This window comes from Haematobacter sp. (genome assembly GCF_032102465.1).
Taxonomy (GTDB): domain Bacteria; phylum Pseudomonadota; class Alphaproteobacteria; order Rhodobacterales; family Rhodobacteraceae; genus Haematobacter.
In genome coordinates this window covers 24,618-41,473 of the sequence record NZ_DAMDHB010000015.1, presented here as the reverse complement: position 1 = coordinate 41,473, position 16,856 = coordinate 24,618, and the positions used below count along the sequence as shown (strand labels likewise).

Sequence of the window (16,856 nt, the reverse complement as noted above, 5' to 3'; positions counted from 1 at the left end):
TTTCAAGCCGCTTGACAGATGCGGATCTCGGGCAAAAATTGGACGGTGTAGGGCCTCTTCATGAAGGGTCATCGTATGTTCATTCCATACGCGCCCGCGGTGGCGTCCATCAGTCCCTGGAAGTCCTATGCAAGGACCGGGAACCACAGGCACGGTCCGCGAGGAAAACCGTGGCGCAACGGGGCGGCTCTCATCCTTGCGCTCTGGCTTGCGGCCCCGGCTGCAGAAGCGGCGACATACCGGCTGACGCTCAACGAAGTGCCGTTCAGCGGGATCCCGACAGGCCGCGCCTGGGCAGGTTGGGTGGAGATTGCCGCTACCGGTGCCGTAACGGATGCGGAAATCTCGCTGCCCGGCCTCTCCTATCTCTACCCGGACATGCAGACTTACAGCCTGCCGATGTTTGGGCTGTCCCTCAATGCGGATGGCGTGCTTCACGGATATCTTGCCAGTGCGGAAGTTCCGCTCCCGGCGCCCGCTCTGCTGTTCGAGGGCGGCTATTGGTATTCCGGCGAAGCGGATACCGGTGCCGCCTTTGCCTGCACGAGCTGCCTTCCGCGAGGCACCTATGTCCTTGCGGAGGCTCCCGCAGAGGTGCCTCTGCCAGCGGCGGCGCTGTTGCTGGCCACACCGCTGGCTTTGCTCGCAGCCCGAAGCGGGCGGCGCTAACGGCGCCCTTCACGCAGCCATGCCGCGACCGCAAGCAGCCCGGCGGCGAGTAGGAAAGCCCAAGGCGGCAGTAGGGCCGCAACCTGCACATCGGTGGTCACATAGGCCTGACGCGGCGTGATGCCGAGCCAGCCACGACCGGCGGCAAGACGCCCTTCCGAAACCTCACGGATCGCGGGGATGCCATCCTCGACCGGGAATATGCCGCCACGGGTTGCTGCGACCAGCGGCGCGAGCCTGTCGCCCGTGGCAATGGTCTGCTCGAACTCCTTGGGGGCGGAGGGGCCGAGCGCGACCACCGTCTCAAGCTCCCCGTCGGTCAGCCGATACAGCCCGACCGAAGGCGCGGCATAGGTGGCAGTGAACCGCCCCGGCTCCGTCTCCTCCAACGGTACGACAGTGGTGGTGCCATCCGCGGCGGTGATCGTCACCTGACGCGGATCGTCCTTCAGGGACCGGCGTGTGATGGTGATGGACTGACCATCTGCGGTGGCGATCAGCGCCTCCTCCTCCAGCTCCGGCTCCTTCATCGTCCAGTGCGCGAGACGGCGGAGCAGTTCGAGCTGCGGCCCGCCGCCTTCGTACCCACGCCCCCAGAGCCACGCCTGATCAGAAGCCAGTAGCGCGACGCGCCCCTTTCCGACACGGTCGAGGATGAGGAGCGGCTTGTCCTCTGCGCCCGACATCACCACCTCACCGCTGCGCGGCAGAAGTTCCATCAGCCGGAACCAGCGGCCCCAGCCCGGCTCCCCATCCTCTCCGGGAGGCGAGAACTTCTCCAACCCCTCCGTCACCGGATGCCGGTGGCCGACATCGGTGATCTCGGGGCGGAACGGCTGCTGGATCACCCGCCCCGACGGCGTGGCAGGCAGCGCCGCTGCCAGCGGCGAGCGGTAGAGGCTGTCGGCAGAGGCGCTCTCCGGCCCGCCCGCGACCAGCACCGCGCCACCCTGCTCCACGTAATTGCGCACATTCTCCAGATAGGCGGCGGGCAGGATGCCGCGCAGCCGGTAGCGATCGAAGATGATGAGGTCGAACTCCTCGATCTTGTCGATGAAAAGCTCCCGGGTGGGAAAAGCGATGAGCGAGAGTTCAGAGACCGGAACGCCGTCCTGCTTCTCTGGCGGGCGCAGGATGGTGAAGTGCACAAGATCGACCGACGCGTCGGATTTCAGCAGGTTGCGCCACGTCCTTTCCCCCGCATGGGGCTCGCCGGAGACGAGCAGCACGCGGAGCCGGTCGCGGACGCCATTGATCTGCACGACGGCGGAATTGTTCCTGTCGGTCAGCTCACCCGGCGCGGCGGCGACGTCGAATTGCAGAACGTTCATCCCGCCATGGGGCAGCCGTACCGGCAGCTCCAGATCCTCGCCCACGGGAACGGTCACGACAGTCGGCTCCCCGCCGTCGATGGCCAGCGTAAGCTGCGCCTGATCGCGGAGTTCCGGCGGGACCTCCCCCTGATCCTCGATGCGGAGCGTCAGGCGCACTTCCTCGCCCAGAATGGCGAAAGGTGGAGCGTTCCTGATGATGAGCCTGCGGTCCCAATCGTGGCTCCGCCCCGTCAGCAGCACCTGCAAGGGCGCGGGCAGATCGGGCGCGAGTTCCATGTCATGCACCTGACCATCCGTGACAAGGATCGCTCCCGCCACCCTGTCCCGCGGCTCGTTGGCGAGCGCGTCGGAAAGCGCGGTCATCACGCGGGAACCGGTGTTGCCCTCCCCATCGGGGACGTGAACGGTGCGAAGCTCCACGTTCCGCAGCCCGCCGAGCCGGTCGCTCAGGGCGCGGACGGCCTCCTCCACCTGGGCGGGGCGATCTGCGATACGGTTGCTGGAACTGTCATCCACCACAAGCAGAACGATGTCGCTCAGCGGGTCGCGCGTCTCCCGCTGCAGCGAGGGATTGGCAAGCGCGAGCAACAGCGCGACCCCCGCCAGCGCCCTGAGCCACCAGCCGGAGGAGCCGCGCCAGAAGGACAGCCCGACCAACAGGACAAGCGCCACCCCCAAAGCCCAGATCAGCGGCCAGGGCAGCAGCGGTGAAAGAAGTATGCTGTCTGTCATGAGGTTGCCTCGCCGATCGGCGCGGGGCTTTTACGGCAGGTCATTGACCCAGCCTGTCAAGCAGCGCGGGCACGTGGACCTGATCGGATTTGTAGTTGCCGGTCAGCACATGCATGATGAGGTTGATGCCGAAACGCGCCGCGATCTCCCGCTGCCGCTCGCCCGAGGTGCCGCGTCCGATCGCCATGAGCGGCATGCCATTGTCACTCACCGCCCAGGCGGAGGCCCAGTCGTTGCCGCCGATGACCACCGGTGTCACCCCGTCGTTCAGGTTTCGGAACGGCATCCCCTCCACCTGCTCGGCATCCGGGGGCGCTGCCTCGACCCAGATGTCATGGCTGTTGAAACGGCCGGGGAAATCCTGAAGCAGGTAAAACGTGCGGGTCAGAACGTGGTCTGCCGGCAGTTTCTCCAGCGGCGGAATGTCGAGCGGCGCCGCGATGAGCGCGAGCCTCCGCCCCTCCGGTGTCTGCCCGCCGCCTGCGCTTGCCATATCGGCGTCTCGCGTGTCGAACAGGATCAGCCCGCCGGAGCGCAGATAGCGGTTCAGGTTGGCGTATGCATGGTCCGACGGCAGGCGTTCATCAGCGGTGATCGGCCAATAAAGGAAAGGGAAGAACGCAAGCTCGTCCCGCTCCAGATCAACGCCGATCGGCTGTCCGGGCTCTACCGACGTGCGCTCGAACAGGCGCTGCGACAGGCCCTGAAGCCCCGCCCGCGAAACACGATCCACGGCGGCATCCCCCGTCTGGACATAGGCCAGAACCACTTCCGCCGTCGCCGCCATGGCAAAATCATCGCCCGATGCGGACTGTTCCTGCGCCCGCGCATCCGGCGCTGTCAGGAAGACCGCGACGATCAGCACAGCCGCCGTGCCGAACCGCCGCCGCACCCCCCCGCCAAGGCGCCCGGCAAGCCAGAGCGACAACAGCAGGTCGACGAGCAGGAGCAGCAACCCGATTGTCAGCACGCCCCCCTTCAGGTCGCGCTCCGTCTCGGCCACGAGCCCTTCGACACGCACCCCGGCGGGCCAGGTGGCCAGCGTGAGCATTGCCTCTGGCCCGATGACATTCCGGGCGATGCGCCTGTCGTCCCCCGCATAGAGCCCCGGAGGCGTGGCAGGACCGGGAGGGGAATTTGCCAGAACCTCGCCCGCGATTCCGGGCAGGGCACCCGCGCGATTGACCCGCCCGAAGGCGTCGATCACTTCCTCAGGCACCCAGGTCGTTCCCGCCAGATCGCCAGCGGCGCCGCCCATGCCCATTCCCGCGCTGACCGACAGCCGTTCAAGCATCTGGACGAAAAGGCCGGAGAGCGGGAGGCTTGACCATTCCGCATTCGCGGTGACGTGGAACAGGACGACCTGCCCCTGTCCCACCGCTTTCCGCGTCACCAGCGGCGTGCCGTCCGAGAGAGAGGCGATGGTCCGCTCGGAAAGCTGCGGATCCGGCTGCGCCATCACCTGCGCCGTGATATTCACGTCGGACGGGATCGGCAGGCCGTAGAACGGGGACCCGGGCGCGAAGGCGCGAAGCGTCTTGGGCTCCCCCCAGCTCATGGCGCCGCCGATGGAGCGGCCTCCCTCCCGCAGACGCACAGGCAGCAACGGATCCTCCGCAGTCCGGCTCACGTCGCTTGCTGCCAGTGCGGGTCCGGCGAAGCGGAGCAGAAGGCCCCCCTCCTCCATCCAGGCGACGAGACGGGCGCTCTCCTCCTCCGACACGCGGGCGATATCGGGCATGATGATGACGTCGGGCGAGGCGAGCAGCATGTCCTCCAACGGTCCCTCCATCAGATCGGCGGTGGGTTGCAGGGCTTCCCGCAGGAAGTGGCTGGGTGAGAGAAGGGCCAGCCCCTCCCGGTCGCTCCGCGCCGCGACAATGGCGACCTTGCGGCGCTTCAGGGCATCGTCGGTAAGGCTCACCGCCGCGGCGGACCGCTGACCGGGGACTTCGAACCGGGTGATGCGGTTGCGCAGTTCGGGCGGCAGCGACAACTCCGTTCCGGCCTCCGTCGCGGAGGCGTCGAACCCGGCGCTTCCCCGAACCAGTTCCCGCTCGATCCCCGCGGGATCGCGTCCGAACGCCGCGATATCCACGGTCGTCGCCGGACCTCCGGGGAGACGAATCGCCTGCAGCGCAATCATTCCGTCACGGTAAACAGGTGGTTTCAGGCCATAGACCAGATGTGGCGGCTCATAGACCGTGACCGTCCCACGGGATTGCAGGGCGGAAAGCAGCGGCTCGCGGCTTTCACGCGCCATACCGTCAGAGAGCCAGTAGCTCTCCATGGCCTCCCGGGGAAGCCGGTCAATGAAGGCGCGCACGGCCTCCGGATCCGGCTCCCATGGACGGGGTTGAACCGAGGGCAGACGCGCGCGCCATGCCTCCGCCGCAAGGAAATCGGGAGCAGCGCCCGCCTTCGGCAGATCCGCGAGCGCCACGACGGCAACCGGGCGACCAGCACGTGCGGCCTCCGACAGCAGGGCGTCCATGCGCTCCACCCGCCGCTGCCAGTCCCCCGCGTCCGCCCAGGTGCCATCGGCGAGGATCAGCAACGGCCCGCTTTCCGGCCGCTGCGGCGCGGGGTTCAGCACGGGGCCCGCAAAGCCGAGGATGAGCAGCGCCACCGCCGCTGCACGGAGCAGCAGCAACCACCACGGCGTCTTGTCGGCCACCGTCTCCTCGTCCTTCAGACCAAGGAGGAGTGCCACCCCCGGAAACCGGCGGCGGATCGGCGCGGGCGGCACGGCGCGGAGCAGGAGCCACAGAACGGGAAGCACGACCAGCGCGGCAAGAAGCAATGGCGCGGTGAAGCCCACGGGGCCGATCATCCACATCAATGCCCCCTTTCCGTCGCACCATAGAGCCACAGAAGCGCGCTCAGCGCGGTGCTCCCGGTGTGATGGGTGGAAAACTGCCAGCCCGCCGCGCTGGCGAGTGCGGAGAGCTTGTCCTTCCGCTCCGCCAGACGGTCCAGATAGCGGCGGCGCAAATCTCCCGCCTTGCGGGTTTCAAAGCTCACCGCGCCGGTGACGCTCTCAAAGATCGTGCGCCCGTCGAAGGGGAAATCCTCCTCCACCGGATCCAGTACCTGCAAAAGCGCGCCGCGCACGCCCCGGCCGGTGGCCTCGCCGATGGCGCGCTCCACCCCCTCCAGATCGCCCAGAAAGTCCGACAGGAACACCGCGCGGGAATGTGCGGCCAGGGCGCGCCCGTCGGGGTCGGCATGGTCGCCGCCCTCCTCCGTCCGGGTCAGCGCATCGGCCAGACGCAGAAGTTGCGCCTGTCCCGCGCGGGGCGGCGCATCGGCACCCAGCAGGCCCACACGCTCGTTGCCCCGGATCATCAGGACGGACAGGGCGAGCGCCAGAAGCTCTGCGCGCGCGCGTTTCTCGGGCCGGTTCGGCGTCCCGCTGAAAGCCATGGAACGGCCCGGGTCGATCCAGACCATGACGCTCTGCGCCGCCTGCCACTCCCGCTCGCGCACGAAATGAGTGTCCGAACGCGCGGAACGCCGCCAGTCGATCGACCGCGCCTCATCGCCGTTCTGGAACGCACGGTATTGCCAGAATTCCTCGCCCATGCCGGAGCGCCGCCGCCCGTGCGGGCCAAGCAGAACCGTCGCCGCCAGCTGCTCTGCCGCGGCAAGCAGCGGCGGCAACCCGCCCGCGAGATTTTCGGCGCTTTCGCGTAGATGGGCGGCCTCGCTCACGCCGCGGCCTCGATGCCCGCAACGCGCTCGACGGCAGTGGCGATGACATCGGAAAGCTGCACGCCCCGCGCTCGCGCCCCGAAGTTCAGCGCCATCCGGTGGATGAGCACCGGCCGTGCCAGCGCCTGCACGTCCTCCACCGAAGGCGCCAGCCGCCCCTCCAGCAGCGCCCGCGCCCGGACGGTCAGCATCAGCGCCTGCGCCGCGCGGGGACCGGGGCCCCAGCTCACGTTTTCCCGCACCACGGCCAGCGCCTCGGGCTCGCCGGGGCGGCAGGACCGGACGAGATCGAGGATCAGTTCCACTACGGAATCCCCGACCGGCATCCGGCGGACGAGGCGCTGCGCAGCCATCAGTTCCTCCGCCGCAAAGACCTGATGCACCGCGCCTTCTTCCACCCCGGTGGTGGCGATCAGGATATCCTTCTCCGTCTTGCGGTCGGGGTATTCGACATCGACCTGCACAAGGAACCGGTCAAGCTGCGCCTCCGGCAGGGGATAGGTGCCCTCCTGCTCGATGGGGTTCTGGGTGGCGAGCACGTGGAACGGCGGGCCGAGCCGCCGGTGCTGCCCGGCGATCGTCACCTCCTGCTCCTGCATGGCCTGCAGCAGCGCGGACTGGGTGCGGGGGGATGCGCGGTTGATCTCGTCGGCCATCAGCAACTGGCAGAAGATCGGGCCCTCGATGAAGCGGAACGCGCGGGAGCCGTCGCCGCCCGTTTCCAACACTTCGGAGCCGAGAATATCGGCCGGCATGAGATCGGGGGTGAACTGGATGCGGCTGCCCTTCAGCCCCATCACCGTGGACAGCGTATCGACGAGCCGCGTCTTCCCCAGCCCCGGAAGCCCCACGAGCAGCGCATGTCCGCCGCAAAGCAGCGCGGCGAGCGTCAGCTCCACTACCCTTTCCTGCCCGATGAACCGCCGGTCGATGGAGGACCGCGCCTCCGCCAGCTTCCCGGCCAGCGCTTCGATGCCCGCCACAAGATCGGTTTCCTCGGTCACGGCGCTCCCCCTTTTGCCGGGTGATTGTAGGTTATACCAACATTAGAGCCAGATAACGTGACTGGTACAAATGGCAAAACCGTTACCGGAGGAACAGATGGCAGAACTTTCGGCGGATGGCCTCGCAAAGAGCGTTTCGGCGGCACAGGGCGGCAAGAAGGGCCTGCCGCCCGTGCATCTGTGGAACCCCCCGTTCTGCGGCGATCTGGACATGCGGATCGCGCGGGACGGAACGTGGTTCTACCTCGGCACCCCTATCGGACGGCCGGAACTGGTGCGGCTCTTTTCCTCCATCCTCAAGCTGGAGGACGGGAAATATTTCCTCGTCACGCCGGGCGAGAAGGTGGGCATCACCGTGGATGACGCCCCCTTCGTCGCCGTCGATTTCGAGCGCGAGGGGCTAGGCAAGGACCAGAGCCTCACCTTCACCACGCAGGTCGGCGACATCGTCGTCGCGGGAGAGGAGCATCCGATCCGCGTCGCGCGCGATCCCGCCACCGGCGAGCCGTCCCCCTATGTCCATATCCGCCGCGGGCTGGAGGCGCTGATAGACCGCAAGAGCTTCTACCGGCTGGTGGAAATCGCCACGGTGGAGGAGCGGGAGGGTGAGGATTGGCTGGGCCTGTGGTCAGGCCGCAGCTTCTTCCCGATCATCCCCGCGCGCGAGCTTTCCGGTAGCTGACGGCTCCCGTCAGGCCCAGCCCCGCCAGCAGCAAAGACCCCGCCGCGGGCAGCGGAACCGGGCTTGGCTCCCCGCGCTCCCAATAACCAGCTGGAGCATGATAGTATGCGACCACATCCGTGCTTCCCGTCGGGCTGCGCGTAAGGAAGCCCGCGATGGCATCCCCCCCGCTGGCGATCATACTGTCATATTCGATGAACAATCCCATGTAATAGCTGATCAAATTCTCCGCTTCATCGAATTTCAGATAGAGCATACCGGGTACCCACGGCACCGGCTTACCATAGCCCAATTCAAAGATCGACCTGTCCCCACCCCCGAAGTAAAGCGGAGAGGTGGCCGAAACGGAGATCAGATATTCCGGTATCGCGGGCGCAGGAAAGTCCCAGTCAAAGGAAAGGCTGACCGTGAGGCCCGCCAGACTGCCGCCGGGGACCTTGGTCTCATCTATCTCGATGCTCGCCTTGGCGGCCGCCGCGACTTCTCCGGTCGGACAGCCGTCCAGCATCTCCCCCGTGTTGAGGTCATAGGCGTAACTGCAGGTGAATTGACTGCCATGGTAAGTGTATGTCGCGGCAACCGCAGGCGTCGCCATCCCGAGGCCTGCTGCAGCGCACAAGATACAGATTTTCATAAGATTCTCCTTCTCCCAATGGTCGAAGGGTAGCATGAGATTCTGCATTGTCTCAACGCTAGCGGTAACGCCGGATTGCCTTTTCGGCGGGAGTCGCTAAACCGGCCCGGTGTCCATGAAGGAGTCCGAGATGACCGCGACCCGCACCGAAACCGACAGCTTCGGCCCGCTGGAGGTTCCTGCCGACAAGTATTGGGGGGCGCAGACGCAGCGTTCGATCCAGAACTTCCCGATCGGCTGGGAGAAACAGCCCGTGCCAATCATCCGCGCGCTCGGCGTCATCAAGCAGGCGGCGGCAGAGGTCAACATGGCCACCGGCAACCTGTCGCCCGAGATCGGCAATGCGATGGTGGAAGCGGCGAAGGAAGTCGTGGCCGGCAAATTCGACGATAACTTCCCGCTGGTCGTGTGGCAGACCGGCTCCGGCACCCAGTCGAACATGAACGCGAACGAGGTCATCTCCAACCGCGCCATCGAGATCCTGGGCGGCAAGATGGGGTCGAAGAAGCCCGTTCACCCGAACGACCATGTGAACATGGGCCAGTCCTCCAACGACACCTTCCCGACGGCCATGCATGTCGCCATCGGCACACAGGCGCGTGACGTGCTGCTCCCGGGGCTGAGGAAGCTCCACGCCGCGCTGGATGCCAAGGCGGAGGAGTTCAAGGACATCATCAAGATCGGCCGGACCCATACGCAGGATGCGACGCCGCTGACGCTGGGCCAGGAATTCTCCGGCTATGCGCATCAGGTGGCCAAGGGGATTCAGCGGGTCGAAGCCTGCCTGCCCGACATCTACGAGCTGGCGCAGGGCGGCACCGCCGTCGGCACCGGGCTCAATACCAAGAAGGGTTGGGACACCGCCATCGCCGGCAAGATCGCGGAGATCACCGCCCTGCCCTTCGTCACCGCCCCCAACAAGTTCGAGGCGCTGGCTGCGCATGACGCGATGGTCATGTTCTCCGGCGCGCTGAAGACGGTGGCGGCCTCGCTCTTCAAGATCGCCAACGACATCCGCCTGCTCGGCTCCGGCCCGCGGTCGGGGTTGGGCGAACTGATCCTGCCGGAAAACGAACCCGGTTCCTCCATCATGCCGGGCAAGGTGAACCCGACGCAGGCAGAGGCGCTGACCATGGTCTGCGCGCATGTCATGGGCAATGACGCGGCGGTGGGCTTCGCGGGTTCGCAAGGGCATTTCGAACTCAACGTCTATAACCCGATGATGAGCTACAACGTCCTGCAGTCCATGCAGCTTCTGGGCGATGCGGCGGGATCCTTCACCGACAACATGGTCGTCGGGATCGAAGCCAACAAGCCGCGGATCGACAAGCTGATGAAGGAGTCGCTCATGCTGGTCACGGCGCTCGCGCCCACGATCGGCTACGACAACGCGACGAAAGTGGCCAAGACGGCGCACAAGAACGGCACCACGCTCAAGGAAGAGGCCATCGCCCTCGGCTTCGTGGACGAGAAGACCTTCGACGAGGTGGTGCGGCCCGAAAAGATGGTCGGCCCGGAGGACTGATGGCGAAGGTCGTCAATCTCCGCGAGGCACGGAAGGCGCGCGAGCGGGCCACCCGCCGCGCGGAGGGAGACGCCAACGCTGCGAAATTCGGCCGGACCAAGGCCGAACGTCAGATGGAGGAGGCGCGCGCCGGAAAGGAGCGCGCCTTTCTCGATGGCCACCGTCTGCAACCGGAAATCCGCCGCGCAGAGGCCGGGGATACGAGTGCTCTGCTGCAAGTGATCCACCGGGCCTTGCGGCAGACCAATGCCAGAGATTACCCGCCCGCCGTCATCGAACGGCTCGTCACCGCCTTTACCGTCCAGCGAATCGCGGCGCTGATCGCCGGACCCTGTTGCCACGTGGCGCTGTCTGGGGGCCATCCGGTCGGGCTTGCCGCGCTGGAGGGGGATCGGGTGCGGAGCGTCTTCGTCGATCCTGCCCATCAGGGCCGTGGAATCGGCGGCGCGTTGATGCAAACCCTGCTCTCCGCACCGGAGGCGAAGGAGGTGCCGGTGCTGCGGCTCGATGCCTCCCTGTCGGCGGTGGACTTCTACGCCGCGCTCGGCTTCGTGGCGACGGGCGAGCGGAACTTCGAGGGGGAGCGCACGGTGACGATGGAGCGGCGGCGGTGAAGGGGCGCCCCGTCAAGCATTCGCTCACCCTCAACGGCCACAGAACGAGCGTCTCGCTGGAGGAGGCCTTCTGGCGCGCGTTCCGCCGTTACGCGGAGGAGGATGGCCGCGCAATCAATGCGCTGGCGGCGGAAATCGACGCGGCCCGCGCGCCGGATGTCGGCCTCGCCTCCGCCATCCGGGTCTGGGTGCTGGAGCGGGCGCTCACCCGTTAGCCGATTCGCCCGAGCGCGGGGAATGTCTCCAGAAGCCACCAGGAAAAGGCGGAGAACGCCCCCGACACCAGCGCCAGCCCGACGAGGATCAACAGCAGGCCCATTGCCCGCTCGATCACCTTCATATGCTTCTTCAGCCGGTTCATGAGCCCGATGGAGCGCTGGATGAACACCGCCGCGAGCAGGAACGGAATGCCCAGCCCTGCCGCATAGACGCCAAGCAGCACCGTCCCCCGCGTCACCGAACTCTCCGAGGCGGCAAGCGACAGGATCGCCCCCAGCTGCGGGCCGATGCAGGGGGTCCAGCCAAAGGCGAAGGCCAGCCCCAGAACATAGGCGCCGAAAGCCGATCCCCCCCTGTCGCCGGCATCCAGCCGCGCCTCGCGATCCAGGATCGGGATGCGGAACACGCCCAGAAAATGCAGACCGAAGATGATGACGATCGCCCCGGAGATCCGGGTGAACATCTCCTGATTGCGCAGGAAGAACGTGCCGAGCGCCGAGGCCGTGAAGCCCAGCAGCAGGAACACCGTGGACAGGCCCATGACGAAGAACAGCGCGGGCAGGATCGCGGCGCGACTTCGGCTCCCTTCGGTCATTTCGTGCATCCTGACCCCGCCCATATAGGCAAGATAGGGCGGCACGATGGGGAGGACGCAGGGCGACAGGAAGGACAGCACACCCGCTACCAGCGCGACGAGCATCGCGGGCAAAAGGGCTGCGTCGAAGAGATCGATTCCGAACATGTCTTCTCCTAGCCGCTTCCGACGCCCCCGTCACCTGCGACCAATGTCACCTTGCCGTGGCCCATTCGTGCCGTGGCCTGCCGGTGCTTGCCGTGGCCTGCCAGTCGAAGGTAGGCAGAGCACAGCCGCGAAAGGATTGAATATGTGGGATGAAGACCTCGATGCGCGAGACCTGCGTTGCCCCCTGCCTGTGCTGCGCGCGCAGAAGCGGCTGGCCCGTCTGTCCCCCGGCAAGGTGCTTCGCGTGCTCGCGACCGACCCGATGGCTCGAATAGACATTCCACATTTCTGCACCGAGACCGGGCACAGGCTGCTCGAAAGTCATGAAAACGGGGACGAGATAACGTTCCTCATACAGGCCCGCGGGTGACGAGGACGAAAAAAGGGCGCCACCGGGGCGCCCTTTCTCGATAGTTCCAGCGGCGATCAGGTGTTGACCGTCCACCAGCCGCGCCGCTTCGACGCGGGTTTTTCACCATCTTCTCCCTCCGCGAGCGCCGGTTCCGCCGTCACCGTCTCCTCCTCTGCAGGAGCGGGTGCGGTCGCTTCCGACACCGGAGCTGCGGGAGCAGGCTCCGCCGTCTCCAGATCCGCGGGAAGCGTCGCCTCGGACACCGGAGTCGCTTCGGGGGCGATTTCGGTCGTCACTGCCTCCGCGGGTGTTTCCACCTTCTTGCGGCGGGTGCGCGGTTTCTTCTTCGGCGGCTCAGCCTCCGCCGGAGCTTCCGCGGCCTCGGCAGGCGCCTCGGCAACCGGTTCCACCTTCTTGCGGCGGGTGCGCGGCTTCTTCTTCGGCGGTTCGGCTTCGGCCTTCGGTTCTTCGGCGGGCGCCACCTCGGCGGTCACCGTTTCGGCCACGGCTTCGACAGCAACAGCCGCAACCTCAACCACCGGCGCTTCGGCTTCAACCGGGGCGACAACAGGTTCAGGCTCAACCACGGCAGGAGCTTCTTCCGCAGCCGGTTCAGCGGTCACGACTTCAGCTTCGGCTTCCGAGACCTCGTCGTCGCCCTCATCACCTTCGGCATCAGTGTCCTGAGCCGTGGCGTTGCCCTCACCGTTCTGGCCGTTCCGCCGACGCCGCCGCCGGCGCTTCTTCTTACGCGCCGGCCCTTCGCCCTCTTCGCGGGGTTCCTCCGCAACCGGAGCGGCGGCGATGACCACGGGAGCTTCCTCCACCTCGGCCACGTCTTCCTCATACTCCGGCATCGCTTCCGTCGTATCGAGGGAGATCACCGCACTCGGGGCTTCCGGCAGCGCGCGGGTCGCGGTCTTCAGCTTCTCGATGGAGAAATCGGGGCTGATCATGAAGGGATCGGCCTCGATGCGCACGGACATGCCGTAGCGCGCTTCGATCTGCGCGATATGCTCCCGCTTCTGGTTGACGAGGAAGTTGACCACGCCCACGGGCGCTTTCAGCACCACCTCGCGGCAGCGTTTGCGCGTCCCCTCTTCCTCGATCTGCCGCAGGATGGCGAGCGCGAGACTGTCGTCCGAGCGGACGAGCCCGGTGCCGTGGCAGTGCTGGCAGGGAGCCGTCGTCGCCTCGATCATGCCGGGGCGGAGCCGCTGGCGCGACATTTCCATCAGACCGAAGCCGGAGATGCGGCCGACCTGAATACGGGCACGGTCAGTTTTCAGCTTTTCCTTCAGCCGCTTCTCGACGGAGGCGTTGTTGCGACGCTCCTCCATGTCGATGAAGTCGATGACGATCAGCCCGGCAAGGTCGCGCAGACGAAGCTGGCGGGAGATCTCATCCGCCGCCTCAAGGTTGGTCTTGAGCGCGGTATCCTCGATCGAGCCTTCCTTGGTCGCCCGGCCGGAGTTCACGTCGATGGCGACGAGCGCTTCCGTCACACCGATGACGATGTAACCGCCCGACTTGAGCTGCACCACGGGGTTGAACATGCCCGACAGGTAGCTTTCCACCTGATACCGCGCGAACAGCGGCATGGTGTCATGGTAGTGGACGACCTTTCCCGCATCCGGCGGCATGATCATCTTCATGAAGTCGAGCGCGGTGCGATAGCCCGCGTCTCCCTCGACCAGCACTTCCTCGATACCGGATTCATAAAGATCGCGGATCGCGCGCTTGATGAGGTTGCCCTCTTCATAGATCGGCGCGGGAGCGATGGACTTGAGCGTCAGATCGCGGATCTGTTCCCAGAGCCGCATCAGATACTCATAATCGCGCTTGATCTCGGATTTCGTGCGCTGCGCGCCCGCGGTGCGGATGATGAGACCCGCGCCTTCCGGCACTTCCAGTTCGGAGGCGATTTCTTTCAGCTTCTTGCGGTCGGCGGCATTGGTGATCTTGCGGCTGATACCACCGCCCCGCGCCGTGTTCGGCATGAGAACGCAGTAGCGGCCCGGCAGGGACAGATAAGTGGTGAGCGCCGCACCCTTGTTGCCTCGCTCCTCCTTCACGACCTGGACCAGCATGATCTGCCGGACCTTGATCACTTCCTGGATCTTGTAGCGGCGGGCACGCTGTTTCGGCGGCGGCGGAAGCTCCTCGGAGACGTCCTCCTCCGCGATGGACTCGATGTCGGAATCCGTCTCGGAGGCCGTATCCACGGCGGCATAGGCGCCCTCATCCTCGGACCGGTCGGGCGCGACGTACAGGTCGGCCTCCATCGGCTCACCGAGATCGACGACGTCCATACCCGTCGGTTCGGCATCCGCCTCCGACTGGGCAACGGCGTCGCCATCCCCTTCCGCCCGGGCAGCCCTGGAGCGGCGGCGGCCGCGGCGAGCCTCATCGGCTTCCTGCTGCTCGGCCAGCGCACGTTCCTCGGCAATCAGCGCCTGGCGGTCGGCCACCGGGATCTGGTAGTAATCTGGGTGGATTTCGGCGAATGCCAGAAAGCCGTGCCGGTTGCCGCCGTAATCCACGAAGGCCGCCTGAAGCGAAGGCTCCACGCGCGTCACCTTGGCGAGGTAGATGTTTCCCGCGAGCTGGCGCTTGTTTACGGTCTCAAAGTCAAACTCTTCGACCTTGTTCCCATCCACGACCACGACGCGGGTTTCTTCCGCGTGCGTGGCATCGATTAGCATCTTCTTTGTCATGATCTCTCGTTGCACCGCGGCAACCCGAAAGCCCGATCGGCATGCGAACGGGCGGGCGGACAGGTTCCGGGTGGTGACTGGCTGGGGCGAGGCGTGTCATGGCAAGGGCGGCGGCAGACGGGGTCTGCACGCTCGGCTGTCCTTTCCTCATGACTCGGTCCATCGCATTTCAAATCCTGGACGCGGTCTGCCGCGCCCCCAATGTGCGCCCCGTGCTTGATGCGTGAGGCGCTGCTCCGGCCTTTCGGCCAAATCCTCCGACGAACGGATACTCGGGACGCCCTGCCTTCGCATCGTTCGCGGCGAAATCTTTGCCCGGAGGGCGGAAACCGCGCACTCCAGATAACTGCAACACTAACGGGGTATCCCGGCGATTGCCAACGCCAAAATTCATCCCCCCGCAGGTTATGCGCTACATAGGCATCGCAGGTCGCCGATGCCAGCGTCCCGAAATGGGGCGCCGGGCATGGATCGCAAAGATCTCTCCGGTGCTGCGCGGCCCTTGCCCCGCCGTCGATCGCTCCTCCAGCCGGAGGCTGGCGCACGGTGAGCCCATGGCCGACCGAATCATTGCGTTACAGGTAATCGGTACGCGACAGGGCGTATTTCGCCATTTTCTCGTTCAGCGTCCGGCGCGGCAGGCACAACTCGTCCATCACCGCGGCGATGGATCCCTTGTGCCGCCGCATGGTATTGTCGATCAGCATCCGCTCGAACGCCTCGACATATTCCTTGAGCGGCTTGCCCTCCGTCGTCATTGCGGGAGAGGAGTTGTCGTCGCTGTCGGCCATCAGCAGCGAGGCGATGGAGCCGGAGCCGCGCCGGTTCTGCAACACCGCACGCTCTGCGATATTGATGAGCTGACGGACGTTTCCGGGCCAGGGCGCCTGCAGAAGCTGCGCCGCTTCCTGCGCCGTGACCTGCGGCGCATCGCAACCGTATTCCTCGGAGAACTGCTCGCCATAGCGGGTGAAGAGCGTCAGGATGTCCTCCCCCCGCTGGCGGAGGGGCGGGAGAGTGATCTTCAGCGCGGCAAGCCGGTAATAGAGATCGGAGCGCAGAACGTCCTCCACCGTCCGGCCGGCCTCATGCTGATTGACGATGGCGATGATCCGGGTCGCGGCGGGCGTGCCCTGATCGTTGATGAACTCCAGCAGGCGGGCCTGCGCCGCCGGGCTGAGCGCCTCCACATCCTCCAGAACCAGCGTGCCGCCCCGCGCCTCCTCCACTGCTGGAAGGCTGGACGCGCCCTCCTCCATCGGTCCGAACAGCCGCTGGGACAGCTGGTCCTCTCCAAGCGCGGCACAGGAAAGCGAGACGAACTTCTTGCCTGCGCGCGGCCCCACGGCATGGAGCGCGTGGGCCACCAGCGTCTTGCCCGTGCCGGTTTCACCGTCGATCAGGACGTGGCCATCCGCCTGCCCCAGATCGAGGATATCCTCCCGCAGCCGGTCCATCACCGGGGAACCGCCGATGAGCTTCTTCATCATCGTCGTGCCGTCGGACAGCTCCCGCCGCAAGGTCCGGTTGTCGAGCGCGAGGCGGCGGGTCTGGGTGGCCTTCTTTGCCAGTTCGGTCATGCGATCGGGGTTGAACGGCTTCTCAAGGAAGTCGTAGGCGCCGACATGCATCGCCTCTACTGCCATCGGCACGTCGCCATGACCGGTGATCATGATGACGGGCAGGCCGGAATCCATGCTCATCAGACGTTTCAGAAACGCCATGCCATCCATGCCGGGCATGCGAATGTCGGACACCACCACGCCGGGCCAGTCCGGCCCGATGACCTTGAGCGCCTCCTCCGCGGAGGCGTAGGTTTCCGTGTCGAAGCCCGAAAGTGCCAGCCATTGGCTGATCGACTGACGCATGTCCTGTTCGTCATCGACGATGGCGATCTTCATCGTGCGGGCCATGGGTC

The 16,856-nt window shown here is 66.1% G+C and carries 14 protein-coding genes; 6 read left to right on the top strand and 8 right to left on the bottom strand.

The annotated features are described in order from the left end of the window. The first annotated feature begins 75 nt into the window (after window positions 1-75). Window positions 76-669, top strand: a complete 594-nt coding sequence (locus tag RT513_RS11220) for a hypothetical protein (RefSeq protein ID WP_290690189.1) — start codon at window positions 76-78, stop codon at window positions 667-669. On the opposite strand, the gene RT513_RS11215 is transcribed toward RT513_RS11220, so the two are convergent. Genes RT513_RS11215 through RT513_RS11200 form a run of 4 tightly spaced genes read right to left on the bottom strand, consistent with a single transcriptional unit; the run spans window position 666 to window position 7,453 of the window. Then, window positions 666-2,735, bottom strand: a complete 2,070-nt coding sequence (locus RT513_RS11215) for a hypothetical protein (RefSeq protein ID WP_290690191.1) — start codon at window positions 2,733-2,735, stop codon at window positions 666-668. The genes RT513_RS11220 and RT513_RS11215 overlap by 4 nt on opposite strands. A gap of 40 nt (window positions 2,736-2,775) precedes the next feature. Further along, window positions 2,776-5,574 carry a DUF4159 domain-containing protein gene (locus tag RT513_RS11210; RefSeq protein ID WP_290690192.1) on the bottom strand — a complete coding sequence of 933 codons (2,799 nt, stop codon included), beginning with the start codon at window positions 5,572-5,574 and terminating at the stop codon, window positions 2,776-2,778. Further along, window positions 5,574-6,449 carry a DUF58 domain-containing protein gene (locus tag RT513_RS11205; protein WP_290690195.1) on the bottom strand — a complete coding sequence of 292 codons (876 nt, stop codon included), beginning with the start codon at window positions 6,447-6,449 and terminating at the stop codon, window positions 5,574-5,576. The genes RT513_RS11210 and RT513_RS11205 overlap by 1 nt, the downstream gene beginning before the upstream one ends. Then, on the bottom strand, window positions 6,446-7,453 hold the full coding sequence (locus tag RT513_RS11200; protein WP_088215011.1) for an AAA family ATPase: 1,008 nt from the start codon (window positions 7,451-7,453) through the stop codon (window positions 6,446-6,448). The genes RT513_RS11205 and RT513_RS11200 overlap by 4 nt, the downstream gene beginning before the upstream one ends. 97 nt (window positions 7,454-7,550) lie before the next feature. Between RT513_RS11200 and RT513_RS11195 the strand changes: the two genes are divergently transcribed. Beyond that, a complete protein-coding gene (locus RT513_RS11195; RefSeq protein ID WP_290690197.1) occupies window positions 7,551-8,135 on the top strand; it encodes a DUF1285 domain-containing protein in 585 nt (194 codons plus the stop codon). On the opposite strand, the gene RT513_RS11190 is transcribed toward RT513_RS11195, so the two are convergent. Then, window positions 8,104-8,817, bottom strand: coding sequence for a hypothetical protein (locus RT513_RS11190; RefSeq protein ID WP_313534043.1), 714 nt, complete (start codon window positions 8,815-8,817; stop codon window positions 8,104-8,106). The genes RT513_RS11195 and RT513_RS11190 overlap by 32 nt on opposite strands. Window positions 8,818-8,899: 82 nt before the next feature. Between RT513_RS11190 and fumC the strand changes: the two genes are divergently transcribed. The 3 genes from fumC to RT513_RS11170 are packed head-to-tail and all read left to right on the top strand — an operon-like array spanning window position 8,900 to window position 11,123. Further along, the gene (gene fumC / locus RT513_RS11185; protein ID WP_088215054.1) at window positions 8,900-10,294 is read left to right on the top strand and encodes a class II fumarate hydratase; all 1,395 of its coding nucleotides are present in this window, start codon (window positions 8,900-8,902) and stop codon (window positions 10,292-10,294) included. Then, window positions 10,294-10,908 (top strand): GNAT family N-acetyltransferase, encoded by a 615-nt coding sequence (locus RT513_RS20845; protein WP_088215008.1) that lies wholly within the window; start codon window positions 10,294-10,296, stop codon window positions 10,906-10,908. Before fumC ends, RT513_RS20845 begins: the two co-directional genes overlap by 1 nt. After that, window positions 10,905-11,123 (top strand): ribbon-helix-helix domain-containing protein, encoded by a 219-nt coding sequence (locus RT513_RS11170; protein WP_088215007.1) that lies wholly within the window; start codon window positions 10,905-10,907, stop codon window positions 11,121-11,123. Before RT513_RS20845 ends, RT513_RS11170 begins: the two co-directional genes overlap by 4 nt. Here RT513_RS11170 and RT513_RS11165 read toward each other — a convergent pair. Next, entirely contained in the window at window positions 11,120-11,869 is a 750-nt protein-coding gene (locus RT513_RS11165) for a cytochrome c biogenesis CcdA family protein (RefSeq protein ID WP_290690202.1), read from the bottom strand. The two genes, RT513_RS11170 and RT513_RS11165, sit on opposite strands and share 4 nt — an antisense overlap. Here RT513_RS11165 and RT513_RS20840 point away from each other — a divergent pair. Next, window positions 11,769-12,239, top strand: coding sequence for a sulfurtransferase TusA family protein (locus RT513_RS20840; protein WP_409518409.1), 471 nt, complete (start codon window positions 11,769-11,771; stop codon window positions 12,237-12,239). The genes RT513_RS11165 and RT513_RS20840 overlap by 101 nt on opposite strands. Window positions 12,240-12,295: 56 nt before the next feature. Here RT513_RS20840 and RT513_RS11155 read toward each other — a convergent pair whose 3' ends face one another. Together RT513_RS11155 and RT513_RS11150 are read right to left on the bottom strand one after the other, a co-directional pair. After that, window positions 12,296-14,938: a ribonuclease E/G gene (locus RT513_RS11155; RefSeq protein WP_290690206.1), complete on the bottom strand. Its 2,643-nt coding sequence runs from the start codon at window positions 14,936-14,938 to the stop codon at window positions 12,296-12,298. Window positions 14,939-15,513: 575 nt separating this feature from the next. Beyond that, window positions 15,514-16,851 (bottom strand): sigma-54-dependent transcriptional regulator, encoded by a 1,338-nt coding sequence (locus RT513_RS11150; RefSeq protein ID WP_035743035.1) that lies wholly within the window; start codon window positions 16,849-16,851, stop codon window positions 15,514-15,516. Window positions 16,852-16,856: the final 5 nt, after the last annotated feature.